This is a genomic window from Wolbachia endosymbiont (group A) of Paraperithous gnathaulax (genome assembly GCF_964028485.1).
Lineage (GTDB): Bacteria > Pseudomonadota > Alphaproteobacteria > Rickettsiales > Anaplasmataceae > Wolbachia > Wolbachia pipientis.
In genome coordinates, this window is record NZ_OZ034784.1 from 124,079 (window position 1) to 143,406 (window position 19,328).

A 19,328-nucleotide genomic window follows, 5' to 3' on the forward strand; every position below is an offset into this window, starting at 1 on the left:
ATTAAGTTGCATAGAACCAGTGTCTGGGCACTGGCCCACTGGTGGGAATTGCTCCTAAACTACAACGTTCGTACAGCTATGTGCTTGACACTGGGATGACATCATAGGGGCACTGGCCTACTTAACCGTCATACCGTCGCGGTATCTCAGCCGCTAACAAGTAGCGGAATGACGATTTATCAAACGCTGCCTAATTTTCCGTAACAGTTGAAAAAATCAATAGAAAATCAATATATCACTATAAATTCACGTATTTTGAGGCTATAATGGTTAATACGTTATATGGTATAATATGGACGATTTTATCAGAGTTAAGGGCGCAAGGGAACATAATCTGCAAGGTGTAGACGTCAATATACCGAAAAATAAGCTAGTTGTTATAACTGGGCTAAGTGGTTCTGGCAAGTCTAGCCTTGCATTTGATACGATTTATGCAGAAGGCCAACGCCGGTACGTTGAAAGCCTGTCAGCTTACGCGCGTCAATTTCTCAACATTCAGGATAAACCAGATGTTGAGTCGATTACAGGTCTCTCTCCTGCAATATCTATCAACCAGAAATCGATCTCAAAAAATCCAAGGTCAACAGTTGGAACTGTTACCGAAATTTACGATTACTTGCGCTTAGTATATGCACGAATAGGAGTTCCTTATTCACCTGCAACTGGATTACCAATAACAAAACAAACGGTGTCTCAAATTGTAGACACTATAATTGCGTTACCTTTAGAAACTAAGATATATATACTTGCCCCTGTTGTGCCTGGTAGAAAGGGAGAACATCTTAAAGAGATATTGGAAATTAAAAGACAAGGTTACGTAAGGTTCAAAATAGATGGTGAAGTGTACAATGTAGATGACTTGCCTAAACTCGATAAGAACAAGAAACACGACGTTTTTGTGGTTGCAGATAGAATATCAATATTGGGCGATATAGGAAATCGACTGCCAAGTAGTATAGAATCCGCACTAAAACTTGGTAATGGTCTAATGTATGTAGAAATAGTAAACCTACCTGACAACCATAATTCCGAGTATAAAAATGGTCAAATTCTGACTTTTTCAGAGAATTTTGCATGCCCCGAGTCTGGTTTCACTCTTGAGGAAATAGAACCAAGATTATTTTCTTTTAACAGCCCTTACGGTGCATGTGGTTCGTGTAATGGGCTTGGTAAAAAACTAAGTGTTGATATAAAGCTAATAGTACCGGATGAAACTCTTTCAATATCTGAGGGTGCTTTAAAGCCAGTGGGATCAATGTTCCGCCAAGTGCACACAGGTTATGGATTTCTAAAAAGTGCAATTCTATCACTGGCTGAAAACTACAAATTTAACCTTGATATTCCGTGGAAGAACATAGATCAAGAAGTAAAAGATATGATACTCTTTGGCTCTAATAAATTTCAAGGTTTGATCAGTATCTTGGAGAACCAGATGGATTATGATGAAACACTTGTTGAGCGATATTGCTCTGTCACTCACTGCAGAGAATGCACTGGCTATAGATTGAGAAAAGAAGCGCTTACAGTAAAAATTGATAGCAAACATATAGGTGAAATATCAGGGCTTAGTATCGATGAATCCCTTAAGTGGTTTGAAAATTTGCCAGACAAGCTCACAGAACAACAGAAGCAAATCTCAAATAAAATACTAAGTGAAATAATCAAGAGGCTAACATTTTTAAAGAATGTAGGGTTGAATTACCTAACGCTTGATCGAGAATCTAGCACTCTCTCTGGCGGTGAGAGTCAGAGGATCAGACTTGCTTCGCAAATTGGCTCAGGATTAACGGGGGTTTTATATGTTCTTGATGAACCCTCGATTGGCCTTCATCAATGTGATAATGATCGGTTAATTGCCACACTAAAAAACTTAAGAGACATGGGTAACACTGTAATCGTTGTTGAGCATGATGAAGATACAATAATGGCTGCTGATTATGCGATTGATATTGGTCCTGGAGCTGGCGTAAATGGTGGAAAAGTTGTTGCAGAAGGAACACCAGACCAGGTGCAAAGAAATTCAGGGAGCATAACAGGGCAATATTTGAGTGGAGAGAAAAAAATTTTAATTCCAAGGAGAAGAAAGAAAGCAACTCAGTTCATAAAAGTAATAAATGCATGTGAAAATAACTTAAAAAATGTGAACGTTAAATTTCCTATAGGGAATCTTATTTGTGTTACTGGAATATCAGGAGGGGGAAAATCAAGTTTAGTCATAGAAACGTTATATAAATATTCAGCACATAAGGTACATCACTCGTCTGCACGGTATGGTCGGTGTGATAGAATAGAAGGCCTTGAATATATAGATAAAGTTATAGAAGTTGATCAGTCGCCAATTGGTAGAACTCCAGCGTCAAATCCAGCAACATATGTTGGTATGTTCACTCATATAAGAAATTGGTTTGCTGGTCTTCCAGAGTCAAAAGCAAGGGGATATAATATAGGCCGGTTTTCATTTAATACCAGAGGGGGAAGGTGTGAGGCTTGTAAAGGTGATGGGCACTTAAAGATAGAGATGCATTTTCTACCGGACGTTTATGTGAAGTGTGAGCAATGTAAAGGGCGAAGGTATAATCGGGAAACATTGGAAGTTACTTATAAAGAAAAATCAATCTCTGATGTGCTTGATATGACGATAGATCAGGCTTGTGATTTTTTTGAAAACCTTCCAATGGTAAAAGAAAAGTTGGTTTCTTTGCAGGAAGTAGGGCTTGGCTATATAAAACTCGGACAGTCGTCAACAACGTTGTCTGGGGGTGAAGCACAACGAATAAAGCTGTCCAAAGAGCTATCAAAACGATTTACCGGAAGAACATTGTATATTCTTGATGAGCCAACAACTGGATTACACTTTGAAGATATAAATAACTTACTAAAAATACTCCATAGATTAGTCAATCTGGGAAACACTGTTATAGTTATCGAGCACAATTTGCACGTTATAAAAACTGCAGATTATATAATAGACATCGGACCAGAGGGAGGAATAAAAGGCGGAGAAGTGATTGCTACTGGAACTCCAGAAGAAGTGGCAAAAATTCCAGAAAGTGTTACAGGCAGGCATCTTAAAACATATTTATTATAAACTATTTCTTAATTATATTAGGCTAGGTTGCATATTTATGATTTGGAGATAAGAATATCGATACTTTAGAAGGTACGTTGAATATGGAGTTGTACCTGCTAAGAAAGCAGAAGATAACACACTAGTTCCAGAAAATAGTTTCTATAAATCTGTACGTTACGTTGATAATGTGCTAGGACCTGTGAAAGATGTAATTTGTGGAGTTGAGAGTAAAGACAATTATAACAAGTATTATCAAGATAATGATAAATGTGAATACGTGGGCCACAGAGCAGAGGGAGTGTATTCATTGTGTACACTGGGTGCTGTTTTAGCAGCCAACATAATATTGCAACCTTTATTTTTGATAGTGGCATGTTTGTCATACTTTCCAGTCAAGTGATTGTCAAAAATAACAGGGGACTATTGTTTAAAAGCAAGTACAAAGTCATTAGTTGATCATTCAAATGCATTTTAAGTGCTGGGCAAGATTGTGCTAATGCAGTAGCTAGAGTATTTAACAAGATTGTAAGTTATGCTTGCGCTGCTATCGTTTGGGCTGCCGCGTCAATCATAACGCCACTTGTGTGGGCTTGTGACAAAGTGCAAAGTAAGTTGAGTGAAATACAGGAACCAGAAAAATATCAGCGTTTATCTACTGAGTTATAAGTTCTGCTTTTTCAGCAGTGGCTTAGTTTGAACTATATTGAGATGAAATAAAAAGTGAAAGAGTGTAAGCACAAGTTACTTTAGCTATACTATATAAATTTTATAATATATTTAATGAATTGTGAACCTTCTCTTACTAAACAAAGCTACAAATCTCATATTTCCAAACGTATGCGTAAGTTGCGAGTGTATCATTGATGAAAATCTTAATCTGTGTAGTGAATGTAACAAAAAAATCAATTTTCTAACTAAGCATTACTGCAATGTTTGTGGCGTAGTAATCTTAGACAATATTTATACGTGTGGTAAGTGCATCATCAATCCTCCACCGTTTAAAGTATTAAGATCAGTTTTTGCTTATGATCAACATAGTAGAAACATGATTATAAATTTCAAATTTTTTGATAATTTGAATTACGTAAAAATCTATGCAAAGTGGATACACCAAGCTAATCAGGATACATTTCAGAACGCAGAGATCATAATCCCTATACCGTTACATAAAATGCGCTTGTTTAAACGTAAATATAATCAAGCAGCACTGCTTGCAAAAGAATTGAGTAAGTTGTCCAATTTATCCTATACGCCATTTGCAATAAAACGCCTTCGCCATACTGCGCCTCAAGCTGGTCTTTCACTTAAACAGCGTGAAAAAAATTTAAAGAAGGCTTTTAAAACAAGCAACAAGAAAATTATCGAAAATAAAATCGTGATATTAGTTGATGATGTGGTAACAACCGGAGCAACTGTAAGATCTTGCTCTCAGGAAATTTTAAACTCCGGTGCAAAAGAAGTGAGAGTGCTATCACTTGCAAGAACGGTGAATGATTGGACCTCTTGCATAAAAAATTAGCAGTCAGTATCATCCAAGTAGCTTGACTACTTGGATCTATTTTTTTCTAGATTCCAGCGCCAGCGTCACGCACATAGCTGTACGAACATTGTTTGCCAAGGAGGGTGTCATCCCAGTGCTTGACACTGGGATGGCTTTGTTGCATCTCTCTTCGGATAGTAGGTAACGCACAATAAATTTATGAAGCTATCTCAAATTTAGCCATGCCTATTTCAGTAAATTTGTTAAGCAAATAACATTTGAGTAGCAGTTCCCTCTCACGATTCATTTCAGATTTGTTCCTAAAACTAAATCCAAATGTCTTTTTTAATCGCGAGAAAAAACCTTCTATATAAGATCTTTTTCCATAACTCATCTCTTTTTTCCACTTCTTTATACCATCTTCATCATATGACTTTATGAGCTTGACTGCAGAATTTCTCTCAGCCATATAGTCTAACTTTGGATGCTCTGCTGCGTTGTTTTTCGGAGGAATTTTCGTTTTTATACCATATTGATTACACAGCTTATAGAGCTTTTCTCTGTCATATGCCCTATCTGCATATAGTACTTTTATGACATACTGAAAATCGACTTCTTTTAGCAAATCACAAGCTCCATAGTGATCAGAGTAGACACCGTTACTGTATTTTACAGCTATGGCTTTTTTGCTGTTTGTATTCAACATTACATGCAATTTTCTTGTCTGTTCATAGCTGCGATACTTTCTATCTTCGCTATTTTCTTTGCTATGACCAGGAGTGTTGTTGTATATACTAATTCCTGTACTGTCTATAGCAATTTCGATATCTTCCATATTATTTTTATCAATTCTGCAATCATTGATCTTAATATTGAGTTTCTTAAACCTTCTTGATGATTGTGAATAGCTGATAACTTGCAAATTTTTCCCAATTTGCTCAAGGTATCCTGCTATAAACCCAACTGTTTGCCTCAGGCCTATTCTAAATAAACAAGTTATTATGTGCACCAAAATTACAACTTTATCGCTATAAATATTGTTGCCACCTGGTATTTTTGGACCATTCTCGTACCACTTTTCTATGGCTTCGTTGATATAATGAAAAATATTTCCTCTTTTTTCTAGAAATTTGTTATATTCGCTATGGTTACTGACCCTCATTTTTTGTGGCATATTTTTTCTTTCAAGGTTAAATGGCTATTTTATAATGAATTTTGTCAGTAGCCACCAGATTTTTTCAGTTGCTATGCAACAAAGCCATCCCAGTGTCAAGCACTGGGATGACATCACTTTTGCTTCAATATTCGCACATTAGCGGAGGTAAGCCCATTGCGAAAATCAGTATGTTAAGGCATGATTTTTAATAACCTCAACATCGCTAAATTCAAAAGTTTGGTTGCCTATAATTTGAAATTTCTCATTTCCCTTTCCTGCAACTAGCAGAATCATACCCTCGTTATAGGCAATATCTACGCCTTTCTCTATAGCTTCTCTCCTACCTCCTATCTCCAGTGCATCAGGGCAATGTAGCAAAATATCGTGGCGAATTTTTGCCGGATCTTCATCACGCGAATTATCATCTGTAATTATTACTTTATCTGCATACATTTGTGCTATTTTGCCCATTTCTGAACGTTTCGTCTGATCGCGATTTCCACCGCATCCAAAAACTAGAATTATTTTTTTGTTGATATGCCATTTTAAAGACAATAGGGCTTGTTTAAGTGCACTTGGAGTATGAGCGTAATCCACGAATGCAAAAGGTTTCACTTTTTCCATTCTTCCTGGTGGAGAAACGAGTTTTTCTACGCATATTTCTCTGTAATTTAATCCAGATATACCAATTGCACATAGCAGATTATATGCTTGAAATTTTCCTAAAACTGGGAAAAATGTATTGTAAATTTGGTTATCAATTTTTACTGTAAGATGTTGACCATTAGGGGTTGATGTTTGCTCTAATAAAGTAATATCAGAGCCTTTTTTTCCATAAGTCACAACTTTATTACTGCGTTTTTCAGCTATTTTAAGCAATGCGCCGTATTCATCTATATCCGCATTTAAAATCGCTGTTTTTCCTTCTGGTAATACTTCGTAAAATAACCTTTTTTTAGTTTCTAAATATCCACCAAGACTTTTATGGTAATCTAAATGATCTTGCGAGAAATTAGTAAAAGCTGCAGCACTCAACTTTAATCCATGGATTCTGTATTGATCAATCCCATGACTTGATGATTCCAACACTAAGTGTTCTACACTTATACCACGCAATGTTGCGTAAAGGTCTTCTGCACCTGGAGTGGTAAGGCTGTTGCTATTACCTTTTCTGCCATTATTGATGCATGTTCCAAGTGTTCCAATAGACGCAGCATTATAGCCAGAGTTTTGCCAGATCTGGCGGCAAAATTCTACTACTGAAGTTTTACCATTTGTACCAGTTACAGCAGCAACATATTTGGGCTGTTTGAATTGATAAAACCTGCTGACTATTTCGCTGTATATTTCTTGAGGGTTTGGGTGTTCAAGCACTGCAAAGCTCGAAGTATCTGTCATTCCAGTGCGTGACACTGGAATCCAGTTTTTATTATACAATTGCCTAGTGTGCTCATTTGCAATTAAATTTTCTGGATCCAAGTAGTCAAGCACTGGGATGACATCTTTCTTGGCCCCTTGTATCACAACGTCTACACAGTTGTGTACGTAACACTGTGATTCAGTAGGAAGGATATGGATTCCAGTATCGCATGTTGCGTATTCTTTACTCCTTTCTGACACACAAACAAAAAGATAACCTTCCTTGACTCTCTTGGGATTACATGTAACGCCCTTGATTTCAATATCAAAGTTAACATCAATAATGTTATGCAGTAATTCTCTCAGTTTCATCTGCCAGCTTTGATATTCAAACATGGCAGTCTTGCTAGTGCAGCATTTAAATCAGAGATCAAATCCTCAGAATCTTCTAGTCCACAAAATATCCGCATGAAACTTCCACCATAATCTGAATTCATTACAGATCTTGACATAGATCTACGATCTATTGGTAATATCAAACTGTCGCACCCTCCCCAAGAAGCACCAATACTAAAAATTTTCATATGATCAACCATGCAGCTTAGTTCTTCACATGAATATTCTCTATCCAGTATTATACTGAATACGCTACTTGCTCCTTTGAAGTAACTTTTCCATAATTCGTGTTGAGGATGGGAGGGAAGTGCTGGGTACAAAACTTTTTTGATTTTTAAATGTTTTTCTAGCCACTTTGCCACTTCCATTGCTGTATTTTGGTGCCTTTTTATACGTGTGTGCAGTGTTCTTAGTCCCCTATGTGCAAGGTAGCAGTCGTGCGATTGAATGGTTACTCCATAATTTTTATAGCTCTCATAAAGCAATTTAAAAGTTTCACCTTCAGCAACCATAGCTCCCATCACTAAATCTGAGTGACCGGCTAGATACTTTGTCACCGCATATAGTGCAACATCAACTCCATAATCAAGCGGCTTAAATAACAAAGGAGTGGCCCATGAATTGTCACAAACGGTCACAATTTTATGTTCCTTAGCAACTTTTACTATATGCTCTATATTCGAAATCTCAAACGTTACAGAACCAGGAGTCTCGATCATTATCAATGAAGTATTACTCTGAATTAAATCAGTTATATCCTGTGTTGGATCATAAAAAGTTACTTCTGTTCCTCTTTTTGGTAGCTCATTTTCTGCAAACCTCCTAAGCCTATAATAACTATTATCTTGAATTAAAACGTGCGAGCCTGCTTTAGCGAAAGTTAGAATAGCAAAAGTAAGTGCAAATAGTCCGGAAGGATAAATAAGCGCTTGTCCACTCCCTTCAATTTCAGCCAGTGCATTTGAAAGATAATGAACAGTAGGAGTACCAACATTACTGTAGCTATAATCCCTTGCAACACCATCATTGATTACATCGTATATACTTTCTCCATTTGCTGCATTTAAGTAGTCCTTGTAAGTAGGGAATAATATGGTAGAAGAATGATAAACTGGCGGGTTCATGGAACCTTTATAGTCATTAAATTTTCTTCCTGCTTTAACTAATATAGACTCTTCCTTCACATTTTTATTATTTATTTTTTAAATTGTACTCATCTTGCGTATACAAGTGAAGAGAAATTGCATGTATTAGCTCTATCTCACCCTTCAATAACTCATAAATCAACTTGTGTCTTTTTAGAACGCTCATTCCAATAAAGCCGTCAGATATTAATATTAATTTAATGTGCGAAGGTAATGTTGAAGATGAAGCAAAATAATGATCAGCATGCTTTGCTGATTCATCGATAATGTTGATATCAATTACATCTATCGAATCGCGTATCTTTTCTTCTATTGTTTTAATAATATCCATAATGGTTTCTTTAAGCAACAATATGCTCCTCTTGTCATCCCAGTATCAGCTACTTGGATGACAATCGCAATTACTTATTCTCTTCTTTATTATCTATGTCTTGATAATCAGAATCTACTACTTTTTCCTCTTTATCATTTGGATTTCCTTCTGATGAAAAGCCATTTTCAGCACTATTTTGTTGAGATGCTTGATACATAGCTTCTCCAAGTTTCATAGATAATTGAGAAAGATTAGTGACTTTCTGCTGTATTGAATCAGCGTCATCAATGTTATCAGATTTACTAACTTCTTTTAATTCGTTAACTGCATTTTCAATAGCAGATCTATCTTCTGGTGAAACTTTATCACCATACTCTGTCAGAGACTTTTCTGTAGAATGGACTAAGCTATCCGCTTGATTCTTCACTTCAATAAACTTTTTGCGCTTTTCATCTTCTTGCGCTTTTTCTTCAGCTTCTTTTACCATGCGATTTATTTCATCATCAGATAAACCACCTGAAGATTGAATGCGTATTTTTTGCTCTTTTCCAGTAGCTTTATCTTTTGCAGAAACGTGTGCTATTCCATTTGCATCTATATCAAATGTCACTTCAATTTGTGGCCTTCCGCGCGGAGCAGGAGGTATCCCTTCCAAACTAAACTGACCGAGTAGCTTATTATCAACTGCCAGTTTTCTTTCACCCTGATGCACCTTAATTGTAACAGCTGTTTGGTTATCTTCTGCAGTTGAAAACACCTGAGATTTTTTAGTAGGAATTGTAGTATTACGCTCAATAAGTGGAGTGAATACTCCTCCTAGAGTTTCAATACCAAGAGAAAGTGGGGTCACATCAAGTAGTAACACATCTCTTACATCACCTTGAATGATCCCCGCCTGTATTGCAGCTCCAATTGCTACAACTTCATCAGGGTTAACTCCTCTATGTGGATCTTTGCCAAAGAATTCTTTAACTTTCTCTATGACTTTTGGCATACGAGTCATGCCACCAACAAGAACCACTTCGCCAATTTGACTAGCAGATAAACCAGCATCCTCAAGAGCTTTTTTACAAGGAGCCATAGTTCTTTCGATTAAATCATTCACTAAGCTTTCAAGTTTTGCTCTCGTTAATTTCATATTTAAGTGTTTTGGACCACTTGCATCAGCTGTAATAAACGGTAGATTTATTTCCGTTTCCATTGCACTTGATAATTCAATTTTCGCTTTTTCAGCAGCTTCTTTGATTCTTTGCATAGCCATTGGATCATTTTTCAAATCAATGCCATTACTTTTCTTGAATTCATCTAGTAAATAACTCACTACTCCATTATCAAAGTCTTCACCTCCAAGATGGGTATCACCGTTTGTTGCTTTCACTTCGAAAACTCCATCACCTATTTCAAGTATTGAAACGTCAAATGTACCACCACCAAGGTCATATACTACTATTGTGTGCCCATGTTTCTTATCAAGACCATAAGCAAGTGCTGCAGCAGTCGGTTCATTTACTATTCTGAGTACATTTAATCCGGCAATTTTTCCTGCATCTTTTGTTGCTTGACGTTGAGAGTCGTTGAAGTATGCTGGCACTGTTATCACAGCATCTTTTACTTCCTCTCCAAGATAAGCTTCTGCTGCCTCTTTCATGTTTTGTAGTATAAATGCACCAATTTGACTAGGAGAATATTCTTTATTATCAGTTGTTTTAACCCATGCATCACCACTTTTTGCTGCAAATACTTTGTATGGTACACTTAGATTTTTCATCTCAGGATCACTATATTGACGGCCTATTAATCTCTTAGTAGCAAAAAAGGTATTACTTGCATTGGTGGTTGCTTGCCTTTTTGCTGGAGCACCAATCAACCTTTCTCCTGAAGAAGTCAATGCAACTATAGATGGAGTAGTTCTTGCCCCTTCTTTATTTTCTATTACCTTTGTATCCTTGCCCTGCATTATTGCAACACAAGAATTTGTTGTTCCGAGATCTATGCCTATTGCTCTTCCCATAATGAGTACCCCATTGTAAATATTATCTGATATAAGAATATATAAGTATAGGGCTCATTAATTACAAGCCCAATTTAGGTTTCTAATTAGTTATTAGAACTTAAAAGGCGCGAAAGCCACTTAGTCAGCCAAAAATTGCCTCGTAGTTTATTTGAATTATCAGCTTCTTCATTGCTGCTATCCCCAATTTGGTATCCAGAGTTCTGTAATGGCTTATAACCGTTTAAATTAACATCATCTCCTTGTTTTAAAACAAATGTATTTACATCTAAACTGTTATCAATACTAACGTTCAATGTAATATTAAACTCTTTTTCGATTGTAGAAACTGTATTGCGTTTGTTATTAAAAATGTGCGCTATAACTGCACTGTGTGCTACTAAATCAAAAGACTTATTTCGATTCTTGTTAGCAATATGTTGTAAATCCCTTAGTATTGATGAAACAATTACTTCGTTTGATTTTACTCTTCCAGTACCTTTGCAGCGTAAACACTCTGTAGTATTAATTTCTTGTATGTTTGGTTTAATTCTTTGTCTTGAAAATACCATTAAACCAAAGTCATTTATGTAGCTAAATTGAACTTTAGCTTTATCATCTTTAAACGCTTGCTTTATAGCAGACTCAACAGCTCTGCAATACTGATATTTCAACATATCAATAAAATCGACTACTATTAATCCTGATAGGCCCCTAAGATTCACCTGTCTTGATATTTCAGGTACTGCTTCCATGTTGGTTCTATAAGCTGTTTCTTCTATGCTATCTTCTCCTGTCATCTTTCCTGAATTTACGTCTATTGAAACAAACGCCTCAGTTAAAGTTATTATCAAAGACCCACCAGATGGCAATTCTACTCTATTGCTATATAACTCAGAAATTTGATCTTCGATTCCGTAGTAAGTAAAGATCGGAGCATAACCTCTATACAATCTATAGCGCAACTTACTACCTTTTAGTGCATTGTTAGCATATTGCCTAACTGCCTCAAAAGCTTCCTTTCCAGACACTATAACTTCTATACCATCGCTACAAAAATCACGAACAGATCTCATAATTACATCTGCTTCATTGTAAATTAATGATGGAACGTTTACAGAGAAGGCATTTTTTTGAATGCTCTGCCATAATGAGGATAAGTAATTGTAATCCTGCTCAATTTCTTTCTTATTTTTTCCTGAACCAACAGTTCTTACTATTAAACCTGATCTTTTTGGCAAGTTTATTGAACTCAGTATCTCCTTTAACTGCTTTCTGACATTAGCATCTTCAATTCTGCGGGACACTCCACCTTTGCTCATGGAATTTGGCATGAAAACACAGTATCTACCCACTAAAGTTATGTATGTTGTAAATGAAGCTCCTTTATTGCCTCGTTCCTCTTTAGTTAGCTGGACCAATACTTTTTGATTTACTGAAATAACATCTTGTAATTTGTATTTTTTATATAAAGGTACCTCTCTTACAAAACCACTACCTGATCCGTTGACATTCTTACTAGCTGCAGAATCTGAAGAAACATTTGCTGAGGCTTCTTCTATACAATCGTCATTTGAGTAGCCCTCAAAGATAGTTTCCTTTTCTTTTTCTGGAATGTTGAAGTAATCTAGAGATATCTCGGAAAAAGACAAAAAACCTTGCTTATTTTTCCCATATTCAATAAATACGGCTTGCAAAGAAGGCTCTATACGCTTTATATAAGCAACGTATATATTACCTCTTAATTGTTTTTTTTCCTTGAATTCTTGTTCAAATTCTACAACCTTGTTATTAATTGACAAGGCAACTCTTACCTCATTAGAACAGATAGAATTTTCTATCAATAATACCCTTTTACCACTATTTGTCACTTATTTACCGTTTGCTTTTTATTCTGAAGTTAACTTTATGCTACTTAATGCACTGTTGATTGTCAAGGATTTTGCAATCTGCATTATTCGATTGACTTTTAGTATTTTGCGTAATAAACTCGCATAGAATTTATTATATCATTATAAGTATGGCGAAAAAAAATGCTTCTTTGCTCGTTAAGTTAGTCAGCACTGCAATCAAGATAACAAAAACTGGTGAAGAAAAATCAACTGGCTATTTTTATGTAAAAAAGCGTAATCCAAAAAAGCTCACCAAAAAACTGGAGTTTAGGAAGTATGACCCAGTAGTCAGAAGGCATGTGTTATTTAAAGAAGAAAAACTAAAGTAATTTTTTTATAAGGAATTTTATTATTATGCAAAATTTACAATTAAGTTATCCTATAATAGTAGAGTTGGGGGATGTGAAAGATACAAAACTGAAATTAATAAAGGTCATTGCACAATTAATAAGTAAGAAGTACACAACACAGAAAAAAGCAGCAAACGCTCTAAAGATTGATCAACCTAAAGTATCTCAAATCAATAGGTCAAAAATCGAAGGGTTCTCCTTAGAATACTTGCTTAACTTATTGATTGTATTGGGCCAAGACATAAACGTAAGAATAAAGCATAATTCTAAACCTGCATAATATGGTATCCGTTCAGCGGAGTGGCAAAATAAGGTAGACAAGATAAATCAATCTCGGTGTCAAGCACTGGGATGACAAGGTATAAACCTTATCGTCATGCCGCCGCGAACCGTCATACCGCGATTCATTCGCGGTATCTCTAGATCCCGCTAACAAGTAGCGGGATGACGGTTATCAGGCCAGCACCCCTACGATGTCATCCCAGTGCTTGACACTGGGATGGCTTTGTTGCATCGCTCAAGTGAAAAGAACTGGCAGTTACTGACAAAATTCATTATAAATAGCCATTTAACTGTTGAAGAAAAAATATGCCACAAAAAATGAGAGTCAGTAACTGCCATGAATATAACAAATTTCTCCAAGAAAGAGGAAGCATTTTTTGTTATATCAATGACGCCATAGAAAATTGGTACGAGAATTGTCCAAAAATGCAGGGCGGCAACTATATTTATAGTGATAAAGTTGTGATTTTGGTGCATATAATCGTCAGTTTCTTTAGAATTGGTTTAAGACAAACAGTCGGGTTTAAAAAGGGTATTTGCAACAAATAGGAAGAGATTTGGCAGTTATCAGCTATTCACAAGCATCAAGAAGGTTTAAGAAACTTAATATTAAGATAAATGATTGCAGAATTGATAAAAATAATATGGAAGATATCGAAATTGCTATAGACAGTACAGGAATTAGTATATACAACAACACTCCTGGTCACAGCAAGGAAAATAGCACTGACAGAAAATATCGTGGCTATGAGCAAACGAGAAAATTGCACGTAATGTTGAATATAAACAACAAAAAAGCCATAGCTGTAAAATACAGTAACGGTGTCTACTCTGATCACTATGGAGCTTGTGATTTGCTAAAAGAAGTTGATTTTCAGCATGCCATAAAAGCACTATATGCAGATAGAGCATGTGATAGGCACAAGTTTTATAAGTTGTGTAACGAATATGATATAAAGACAAAAATTCCACCAATAAACAATGCGGCAGAACATCCAGAAATAGATTATATGTCTGACAGGAATGCTGCTATTAGGTTAATAAAATTATACGGTGAAGATGGCATGAAAGAATGGAAAAAAGAAGTAAATTATGGGAAAAGATCTTATATTGAAGGGTTTTTCTCAAGATTAAAGCAAATATTCGGATTTAGTTTTAGGAATAAATCTGAGACAAATAGAGAGAAGGAACTACTTGTTAAATGCTATTTGCTCAATAAGTTCACTGATATTGGTATGGCTAAATTTGAGATAGTTACATGAATTTACCATAAATCACCATCTCATAAAGTGTGATGCAACAAAGCCCACTGGGATCCAGGAATTTTATTAAGTTAGTAAGCATAAAAGCAGCCATTTTATGTTAAAATACAACGTTTTGATGATTATGAAAAAGCTGGATTCCAGACTGGAATGACACCATTTGTTGTAAACTCACTTCTTCTTGATTTGTAGAACAATAAAACAGTAAGCTAAAAGGGAACTTATTACTCAACAAAACAAGACTTAAAATTTTGTGCAATGCTATTGATTATAGCTAGATATGCATCTTTTCCAGGCTCTATGTCTGATCCAATAGGATCAAGAACTACCATTTTTGCGTCATTAGAAAGGGCGTTAGGCTTTATGCTATCTTCCTGTGAATGAGCAAATATACATTTAACGTTTTCTTCCTTCATTATCTTTTTTAGCTTCATTAAACTCTTCATACCTATGTAAGAATCCTCTTCTATGGAAAGAATAGCGCTTGGATGATTTAGACCGAAATATTTTTCAAAATATTGATAAGCATCATGAGTAACGATGTATTTTTGATTTTTAAAATCATTCAGTTCTTTCATGATTTCTTTTACTTCTTGGTCTATTTTTTTTATAGCTTTTGTTGCATTAGAACTGTATCGATGGGAATTTCCTTTATCTATGTCAGACAATGTTGCACTTATAGAAAGTATCATGCTCTTTGCATTTTTGGGACTCAGCCACATGTGTAAATCTTTTTCATCTTGAATGTGAGTGATTTTTCTAGAAAATGAATGTGGCCGAGTAGGAAGTAGGTTGATTGCCTTTGACAATTGCACTAGTTCTTTATTATTTTTGGCGAAAGTTTGAACAAACGTCTCTAAGTTATCGTCAACATAAAATATAACGTCACTTGATTCTAAATTACTCGCATCAGATGGCTTTAATATATAATTATGTGCAGATGTTGCATAGCCAAGCAATTCCGGTTCTAAAATCCCTTCTGTAACAGAAGCTACAAGTGAGTGGATAGGTTTGATTGTAGCTACAACTTTTAAATTGGATGAAAAGGCAATATTATAGTATAGTGTAAGTGAAAGTAATAGAAAAAAAGCCAGTAAATGTCTCATATAAACGTTGAGAAGAAGTTAAATTTTGTCAATAAATTGAATAATGTCAATAATCGTGTTCTAAAAATAGAAAATCTTGCTCTCGCATATGATGGTAAAAGAATCCTTGACAATATCAATATGTTCATGGAAAGAGGAGACATAATTACAATACTTGGTCCAAATGGTGGAGGTAAAACCTCTTTAGTGAAAGCAATTGCTGGTATAAATAAAAATTATACTGGAAATATTGTGTTAGCTGAGAACACAAAAATTAGCTACATGCCGCAAAATTTTAGTATTAGTAATTTGATGCCAATAACAGTTGAATATTTTCTTTTAAATAGCTCCTTGAAAAGACTAAAGAAAAATCAATCCATTATTACAGAAACGATAGAGTTGGCTGGTATCGGTAACATTTTGAAAAATCAAGTGTTAGAAATTTCTGCAGGGCAAACACAATTATTACTGCTTGCACGTTGTTTAATTGCAGAGCCTGACTTGATCATTCTAGATGAACCAGTTAGTGCAATGGATATTAACGCGCGGGCTAAATTTTATGATATTATAAATAAAATAGCAAAAAAACGATTGGTATCGATTCTTATGACTTCTCATGATCTTAACTCTGCTCTACCATCCTCAGATTACATAATTTGTATAAATAATACTATCTATTGCCAAGGCAAGCCTGATGAGATTATGAAAAATAGAACCCTAAATGAAATATTTAGCAGTTACGCAGCGAAATGATTCAAAATATTTTGCGTCTTCTGCACATAACTACGGTGCTGACGCGTTACAATATATTACCTTATTTACTTCCACCATCAAAAAAATCAATAAATAAAATACAAGGCCACAAGCTAAAGTGTGCTCTTGAAAAATTAGGTCCGGTGTTCATTAAGTTTGGGCAGTCTATCTCATCACGTACTGATGTTTTAAATGAGGATATAACAAATAACTTGTTATTGATATGTGATAGATTGCCATCATTTTCACATAAAATAGCAGTTAAAACTATAGAAAGTGAGTTTAATTGTAAATTGAGCGACATTTTTTCAAGCTTTTCTGAAAAGCCAATTGCAGCAGCATCGATTTCTCAGGTGCATAGAGCGGTTACAACTGAGGGTAAGGAAGTTGCTGTGAAGGTTTTAAGGCCAAATATTGAGAAAACATTCTCAAGGGATATAAAAATGCTTTCTTGGCTTGCAGAAATTGCAGAAAAATTTAGCGAACAATCAAAAAGGCTGAGGCCAATTGAATTAGTCAAAACTTTTGCTGAAATTTGCCGATTAGAGTTAGATCTACGTTTTGAAGCTGCTCACTCTTCGGAACTAAAGGAAAACACAAAAAATGACAGAGGTTTTTACGTACCTGAAATAGATTGGAATAGAACTTCGAAAAAGGTTTTAACATTAGAATGGATAGAAGCAACGCCAATATACGAAGTTGAAAAACTGAATAATCGTAAGCAAATAGCTATCAATCTTATAGAATCGTTTTGCAATCAAGTATACAGGGATTGTTTTTTTCATGCTGATATGCATCCTGGAAATCTAATGGTTGATAGTAATAACAATATTATTGCCCTGGATTGTGGAATCATGGGTAGAATAGATCGTGAGACATGCTATTACGTTATAGAGATACTCAAAGGCTTTTTAAATCGGGATTATGATCACGTTGCAAAAATGCACTTTAGGGCTGGTTATGTTTCATCACAGCATAGAAATTTTGTCACAGCTTGCAGGGCAATAGGTGAACCCATTATTGGGCAGCCTATACAGAAGATTTCATTTGCTAGTTTACTTGCTCAGCTATTAAAAATAACTGGTGATTTTGATATGAAAGTTCAAACACAATTGTTATTGCTGCAGAAAACTATGATTTTACTGGAAGGGACATGTAGAAAGATCTACTCAGAAATCAATATGTGGAAAGTAGTTGAAGCGTGGATAAGCAGTCAACATGAAAATAAAATAGGGTATAGGGAAAAAATTAGAAGTTCTTATCCTGTAAAAACAATCCAAGGGATATTTAGCCTTATAGAAAAATTAAACCTAATAGCTGATAAAAAATTAGAAAACATCCAAATTAAAAATAAATCAAATGGAAAAGTCTATTTTTTATTGTGGTTTGTAATTATAATTCTAATCGTTAAACTTTTAATTTCTTAAACTATGGGAAAAAACTGCGTCAAATCCAATTTTTATTCAACTTAATTTTTAATCTGCAGGAGCCGAGTTGAGAATGTCCAATTTTCCACTTTCTTTATGTATCTGTTCAGCAGAGTGGCAAAATAAGGTAGACGAGAAAAGACAACTATAGGAACAAATGGGTGTCATGCCAGTGCGTGACACTGGCCTCTTGTTTCAATGTTAAACAAAATACCATAGAATTCAAAAAGACAATTCCTAGAAAATTTCTACATCCAAAAAAGGCATAAGTTATGTTAATGCTGTTTGAATGAGATGATATAAAGATAAGCCAAATTTTTACAAAGAAAACATTTCAAGCAGCAAGACACCTTTGATTGAAAGAGAGCACCAAATTTATGGGGTGAGTAACTGCGCTATTTCAACTATAGTATTTTCTAAAACGAATGATAAACGTCTAAAATGGTATTACCAACTAAAAGGTGTAAGTCTGTACATTGATGCATTAGAGGTCTGAGGCAACTTTTGATGGTGTGCCAACAATGCTCTATCGGATTTAGATCAGGTGAATATGTTGGAAGATAAAGCAAATGACAGCCAAAAGACTCTATTAATGACTTTGTTTTGGGAGTTTTATGGAATGTAGCATTATCCATAACTATGGTTGTATCACGCTGTAATTGTGGAAGTAATCTTCGCTCTAACCATACATTAAACATATCTTTATTACACCCTCCTGTGAAGGTCATTGGTGCAATAAACTTCTCATCCACCTATTATACTCACTCTTTCCCGCTTTTTTCCTGGAACATCAGCATATATTTTTTCTCCTCTTGGAGCTCGTGCATATTCTCGGTATAGTCTATTATCAACTCCTGCTTCATCTATATATAAAATGCTACAGTGGTCTATTTTTGAGACTTTATCGATAAATTGCTGCCTATCTTCTTGATTGCGCTCTTGATAGAATGTGACTTTTTTTAAAGGTTATTTTTAGCTGTCTTAATCTATACCAAATTGCACTTATCCCAAAGCCAAGGTTTTGTTTCATTTCTGCTAGTGTGTGATCTGGGTGTTTTTTGACATATTCTTTGAGTATTTCTGGATCTATTTTTCGAATAAAACCAGTACTTTTTACCGCTTTGAGACCTTGGCCAGTAGCTTTCTTTTTTAGCCATCTATATAGTGTTGCTATCCCTATCTCAAAAACCTCTGCAACTTCAACCTTTGACTTTCCTTTTTCTACCAAAGACACTGCTTTTTCCCTTAAATCTACACTATATACCATCGCTTTCCCTACTTTAAAAAAACATATTATACCTTTATCATTCGCTTTTGAAAATACTATAGTTAGCGGAATGACGGTTTTTCAAATTGTCGGTAAATCTA

At 35.2% G+C, this 19,328-nt stretch carries 19 protein-coding genes and 1 pseudogene; 9 read left to right on the plus strand and 11 right to left on the minus strand.

Features of this window, described 5'->3' with window-relative positions; genetic code table 11:
• The first annotated feature begins 292 nt into the window (after positions 1–292).
• The 3 genes from uvrA to ABWU74_RS00730 all read left to right on the plus strand — a co-directional run bounded on the left by uvrA (position 293) and on the right by ABWU74_RS00730 (position 4,589).
• Positions 293–3,088, plus strand: coding sequence for an excinuclease ABC subunit UvrA (gene uvrA, locus ABWU74_RS00720; protein WP_353289326.1), 2,796 nt, complete (start codon positions 293–295; stop codon positions 3,086–3,088).
• Between the two features lie 181 nt (positions 3,089–3,269).
• Positions 3,270–3,470, plus strand: a complete 201-nt coding sequence (locus tag ABWU74_RS00725) for a hypothetical protein (protein ID WP_264705874.1) — start codon at positions 3,270–3,272, stop codon at positions 3,468–3,470.
• Between the two features lie 387 nt (positions 3,471–3,857).
• The gene (locus tag ABWU74_RS00730; RefSeq protein ID WP_264329435.1) at positions 3,858–4,589 is read left to right on the plus strand and encodes a ComF family protein; all 732 of its coding nucleotides are present in this window, start codon (positions 3,858–3,860) and stop codon (positions 4,587–4,589) included.
• 36 nt (positions 4,590–4,625) lie between these two features.
• On the opposite strand, the gene ABWU74_RS00735 is transcribed toward ABWU74_RS00730, so the two are convergent.
• The 7 genes and pseudogenes from ABWU74_RS00735 to ABWU74_RS00765 form a co-directional block, all read right to left on the minus strand.
• Entirely contained in the window at positions 4,626–4,760 is a 135-nt protein-coding gene (locus ABWU74_RS00735) for a hypothetical protein (protein WP_256437791.1), read from the minus strand.
• Positions 4,761–4,767: 7 nt separating this feature from the next.
• Entirely contained in the window at positions 4,768–5,724 is a 957-nt protein-coding gene (locus ABWU74_RS00740; protein WP_338482730.1) for an IS5 family transposase, read from the minus strand.
• Positions 5,725–5,889: 165 nt separating this feature from the next.
• Positions 5,890–7,437 carry a UDP-N-acetylmuramoyl-L-alanyl-D-glutamate--2,6-diaminopimelate ligase gene (locus ABWU74_RS00745; RefSeq protein WP_264329829.1) on the minus strand — a complete coding sequence of 516 codons (1,548 nt, stop codon included), beginning with the start codon at positions 7,435–7,437 and terminating at the stop codon, positions 5,890–5,892.
• Positions 7,412–8,645: pseudogene (metC, locus tag ABWU74_RS00750) on the minus strand (cystathionine beta-lyase). The gene ABWU74_RS00745 and the pseudogene metC overlap by 26 nt, the downstream one beginning before the upstream one ends.
• A 7-nt stretch (positions 8,646–8,652) precedes the next feature.
• On the minus strand, positions 8,653–8,937 hold the full coding sequence (locus ABWU74_RS00755) for a BolA family protein (protein WP_077188332.1): 285 nt from the start codon (positions 8,935–8,937) through the stop codon (positions 8,653–8,655).
• Positions 8,938–9,007: 70 nt separating this feature from the next.
• Positions 9,008–10,930, minus strand: a complete 1,923-nt coding sequence (gene dnaK, locus ABWU74_RS00760) for a molecular chaperone DnaK (protein WP_012673300.1) — start codon at positions 10,928–10,930, stop codon at positions 9,008–9,010.
• A gap of 86 nt (positions 10,931–11,016) precedes the next feature.
• A complete protein-coding gene (locus ABWU74_RS00765) occupies positions 11,017–12,780 on the minus strand; it encodes a ribonuclease E/G (RefSeq protein WP_353289327.1) in 1,764 nt (587 codons plus the stop codon).
• A gap of 149 nt (positions 12,781–12,929) precedes the next feature.
• Here ABWU74_RS00765 and rpmG point away from each other — a divergent pair, with 149 nt between their 5' ends.
• On the plus strand, positions 12,930–13,130 hold the full coding sequence (rpmG, locus tag ABWU74_RS00770) for a 50S ribosomal protein L33 (RefSeq protein ID WP_010082633.1): 201 nt from the start codon (positions 12,930–12,932) through the stop codon (positions 13,128–13,130).
• Between the two features lie 73 nt (positions 13,131–13,203).
• Complete coding sequence (locus tag ABWU74_RS00775) at positions 13,204–13,431, plus strand: helix-turn-helix domain-containing protein (RefSeq protein ID WP_264339655.1); 228 nt, start codon at positions 13,204–13,206, stop codon at positions 13,429–13,431.
• Positions 13,432–13,619: 188 nt separating this feature from the next.
• Here ABWU74_RS00775 and ABWU74_RS00780 read toward each other — a convergent pair whose 3' ends face one another.
• Positions 13,620–13,748, minus strand: a complete 129-nt coding sequence (locus ABWU74_RS00780; RefSeq protein WP_264374075.1) for a hypothetical protein — start codon at positions 13,746–13,748, stop codon at positions 13,620–13,622.
• A gap of 3 nt (positions 13,749–13,751) precedes the next feature.
• On the opposite strand from ABWU74_RS00780, the gene ABWU74_RS00785 reads away from it, so the two are divergent.
• Both ABWU74_RS00785 and ABWU74_RS00790 read left to right on the plus strand, forming a co-directional pair.
• Positions 13,752–13,982, plus strand: a complete 231-nt coding sequence (locus ABWU74_RS00785) for a transposase (protein WP_353289437.1) — start codon at positions 13,752–13,754, stop codon at positions 13,980–13,982.
• A complete protein-coding gene (locus ABWU74_RS00790; protein ID WP_353289182.1) occupies positions 13,970–14,695 on the plus strand; it encodes a transposase in 726 nt (241 codons plus the stop codon). Before ABWU74_RS00785 ends, ABWU74_RS00790 begins: the two co-directional genes overlap by 13 nt.
• 224 nt (positions 14,696–14,919) lie before the next feature.
• On the opposite strand, the gene ABWU74_RS00795 is transcribed toward ABWU74_RS00790, so the two are convergent.
• A complete protein-coding gene (locus tag ABWU74_RS00795) occupies positions 14,920–15,801 on the minus strand; it encodes a zinc ABC transporter substrate-binding protein (protein ID WP_341811258.1) in 882 nt (293 codons plus the stop codon).
• Between ABWU74_RS00795 and ABWU74_RS00800 the strand changes: the two genes are divergently transcribed.
• On the plus strand, positions 15,793–16,533 hold the full coding sequence (locus ABWU74_RS00800; RefSeq protein WP_038199232.1) for a metal ABC transporter ATP-binding protein: 741 nt from the start codon (positions 15,793–15,795) through the stop codon (positions 16,531–16,533). The genes ABWU74_RS00795 and ABWU74_RS00800 overlap by 9 nt on opposite strands.
• Entirely contained in the window at positions 16,530–17,960 is a 1,431-nt protein-coding gene (gene ubiB / locus ABWU74_RS00805; RefSeq protein ID WP_070356945.1) for a 2-polyprenylphenol 6-hydroxylase, read from the plus strand. Before ABWU74_RS00800 ends, ubiB begins: the two co-directional genes overlap by 4 nt.
• 416 nt (positions 17,961–18,376) lie before the next feature.
• On the opposite strand, the gene ABWU74_RS00810 is transcribed toward ubiB, so the two are convergent.
• Positions 18,377–18,712, minus strand: a complete 336-nt coding sequence (locus ABWU74_RS00810; protein WP_353289328.1) for a transposase — start codon at positions 18,710–18,712, stop codon at positions 18,377–18,379.
• A 167-nt stretch (positions 18,713–18,879) separates the two neighbouring features.
• A complete protein-coding gene (locus tag ABWU74_RS00815) occupies positions 18,880–19,227 on the minus strand; it encodes an IS630 transposase-related protein (protein ID WP_022626382.1) in 348 nt (115 codons plus the stop codon).
• Positions 19,228–19,328 lie beyond the last annotated feature (101 nt).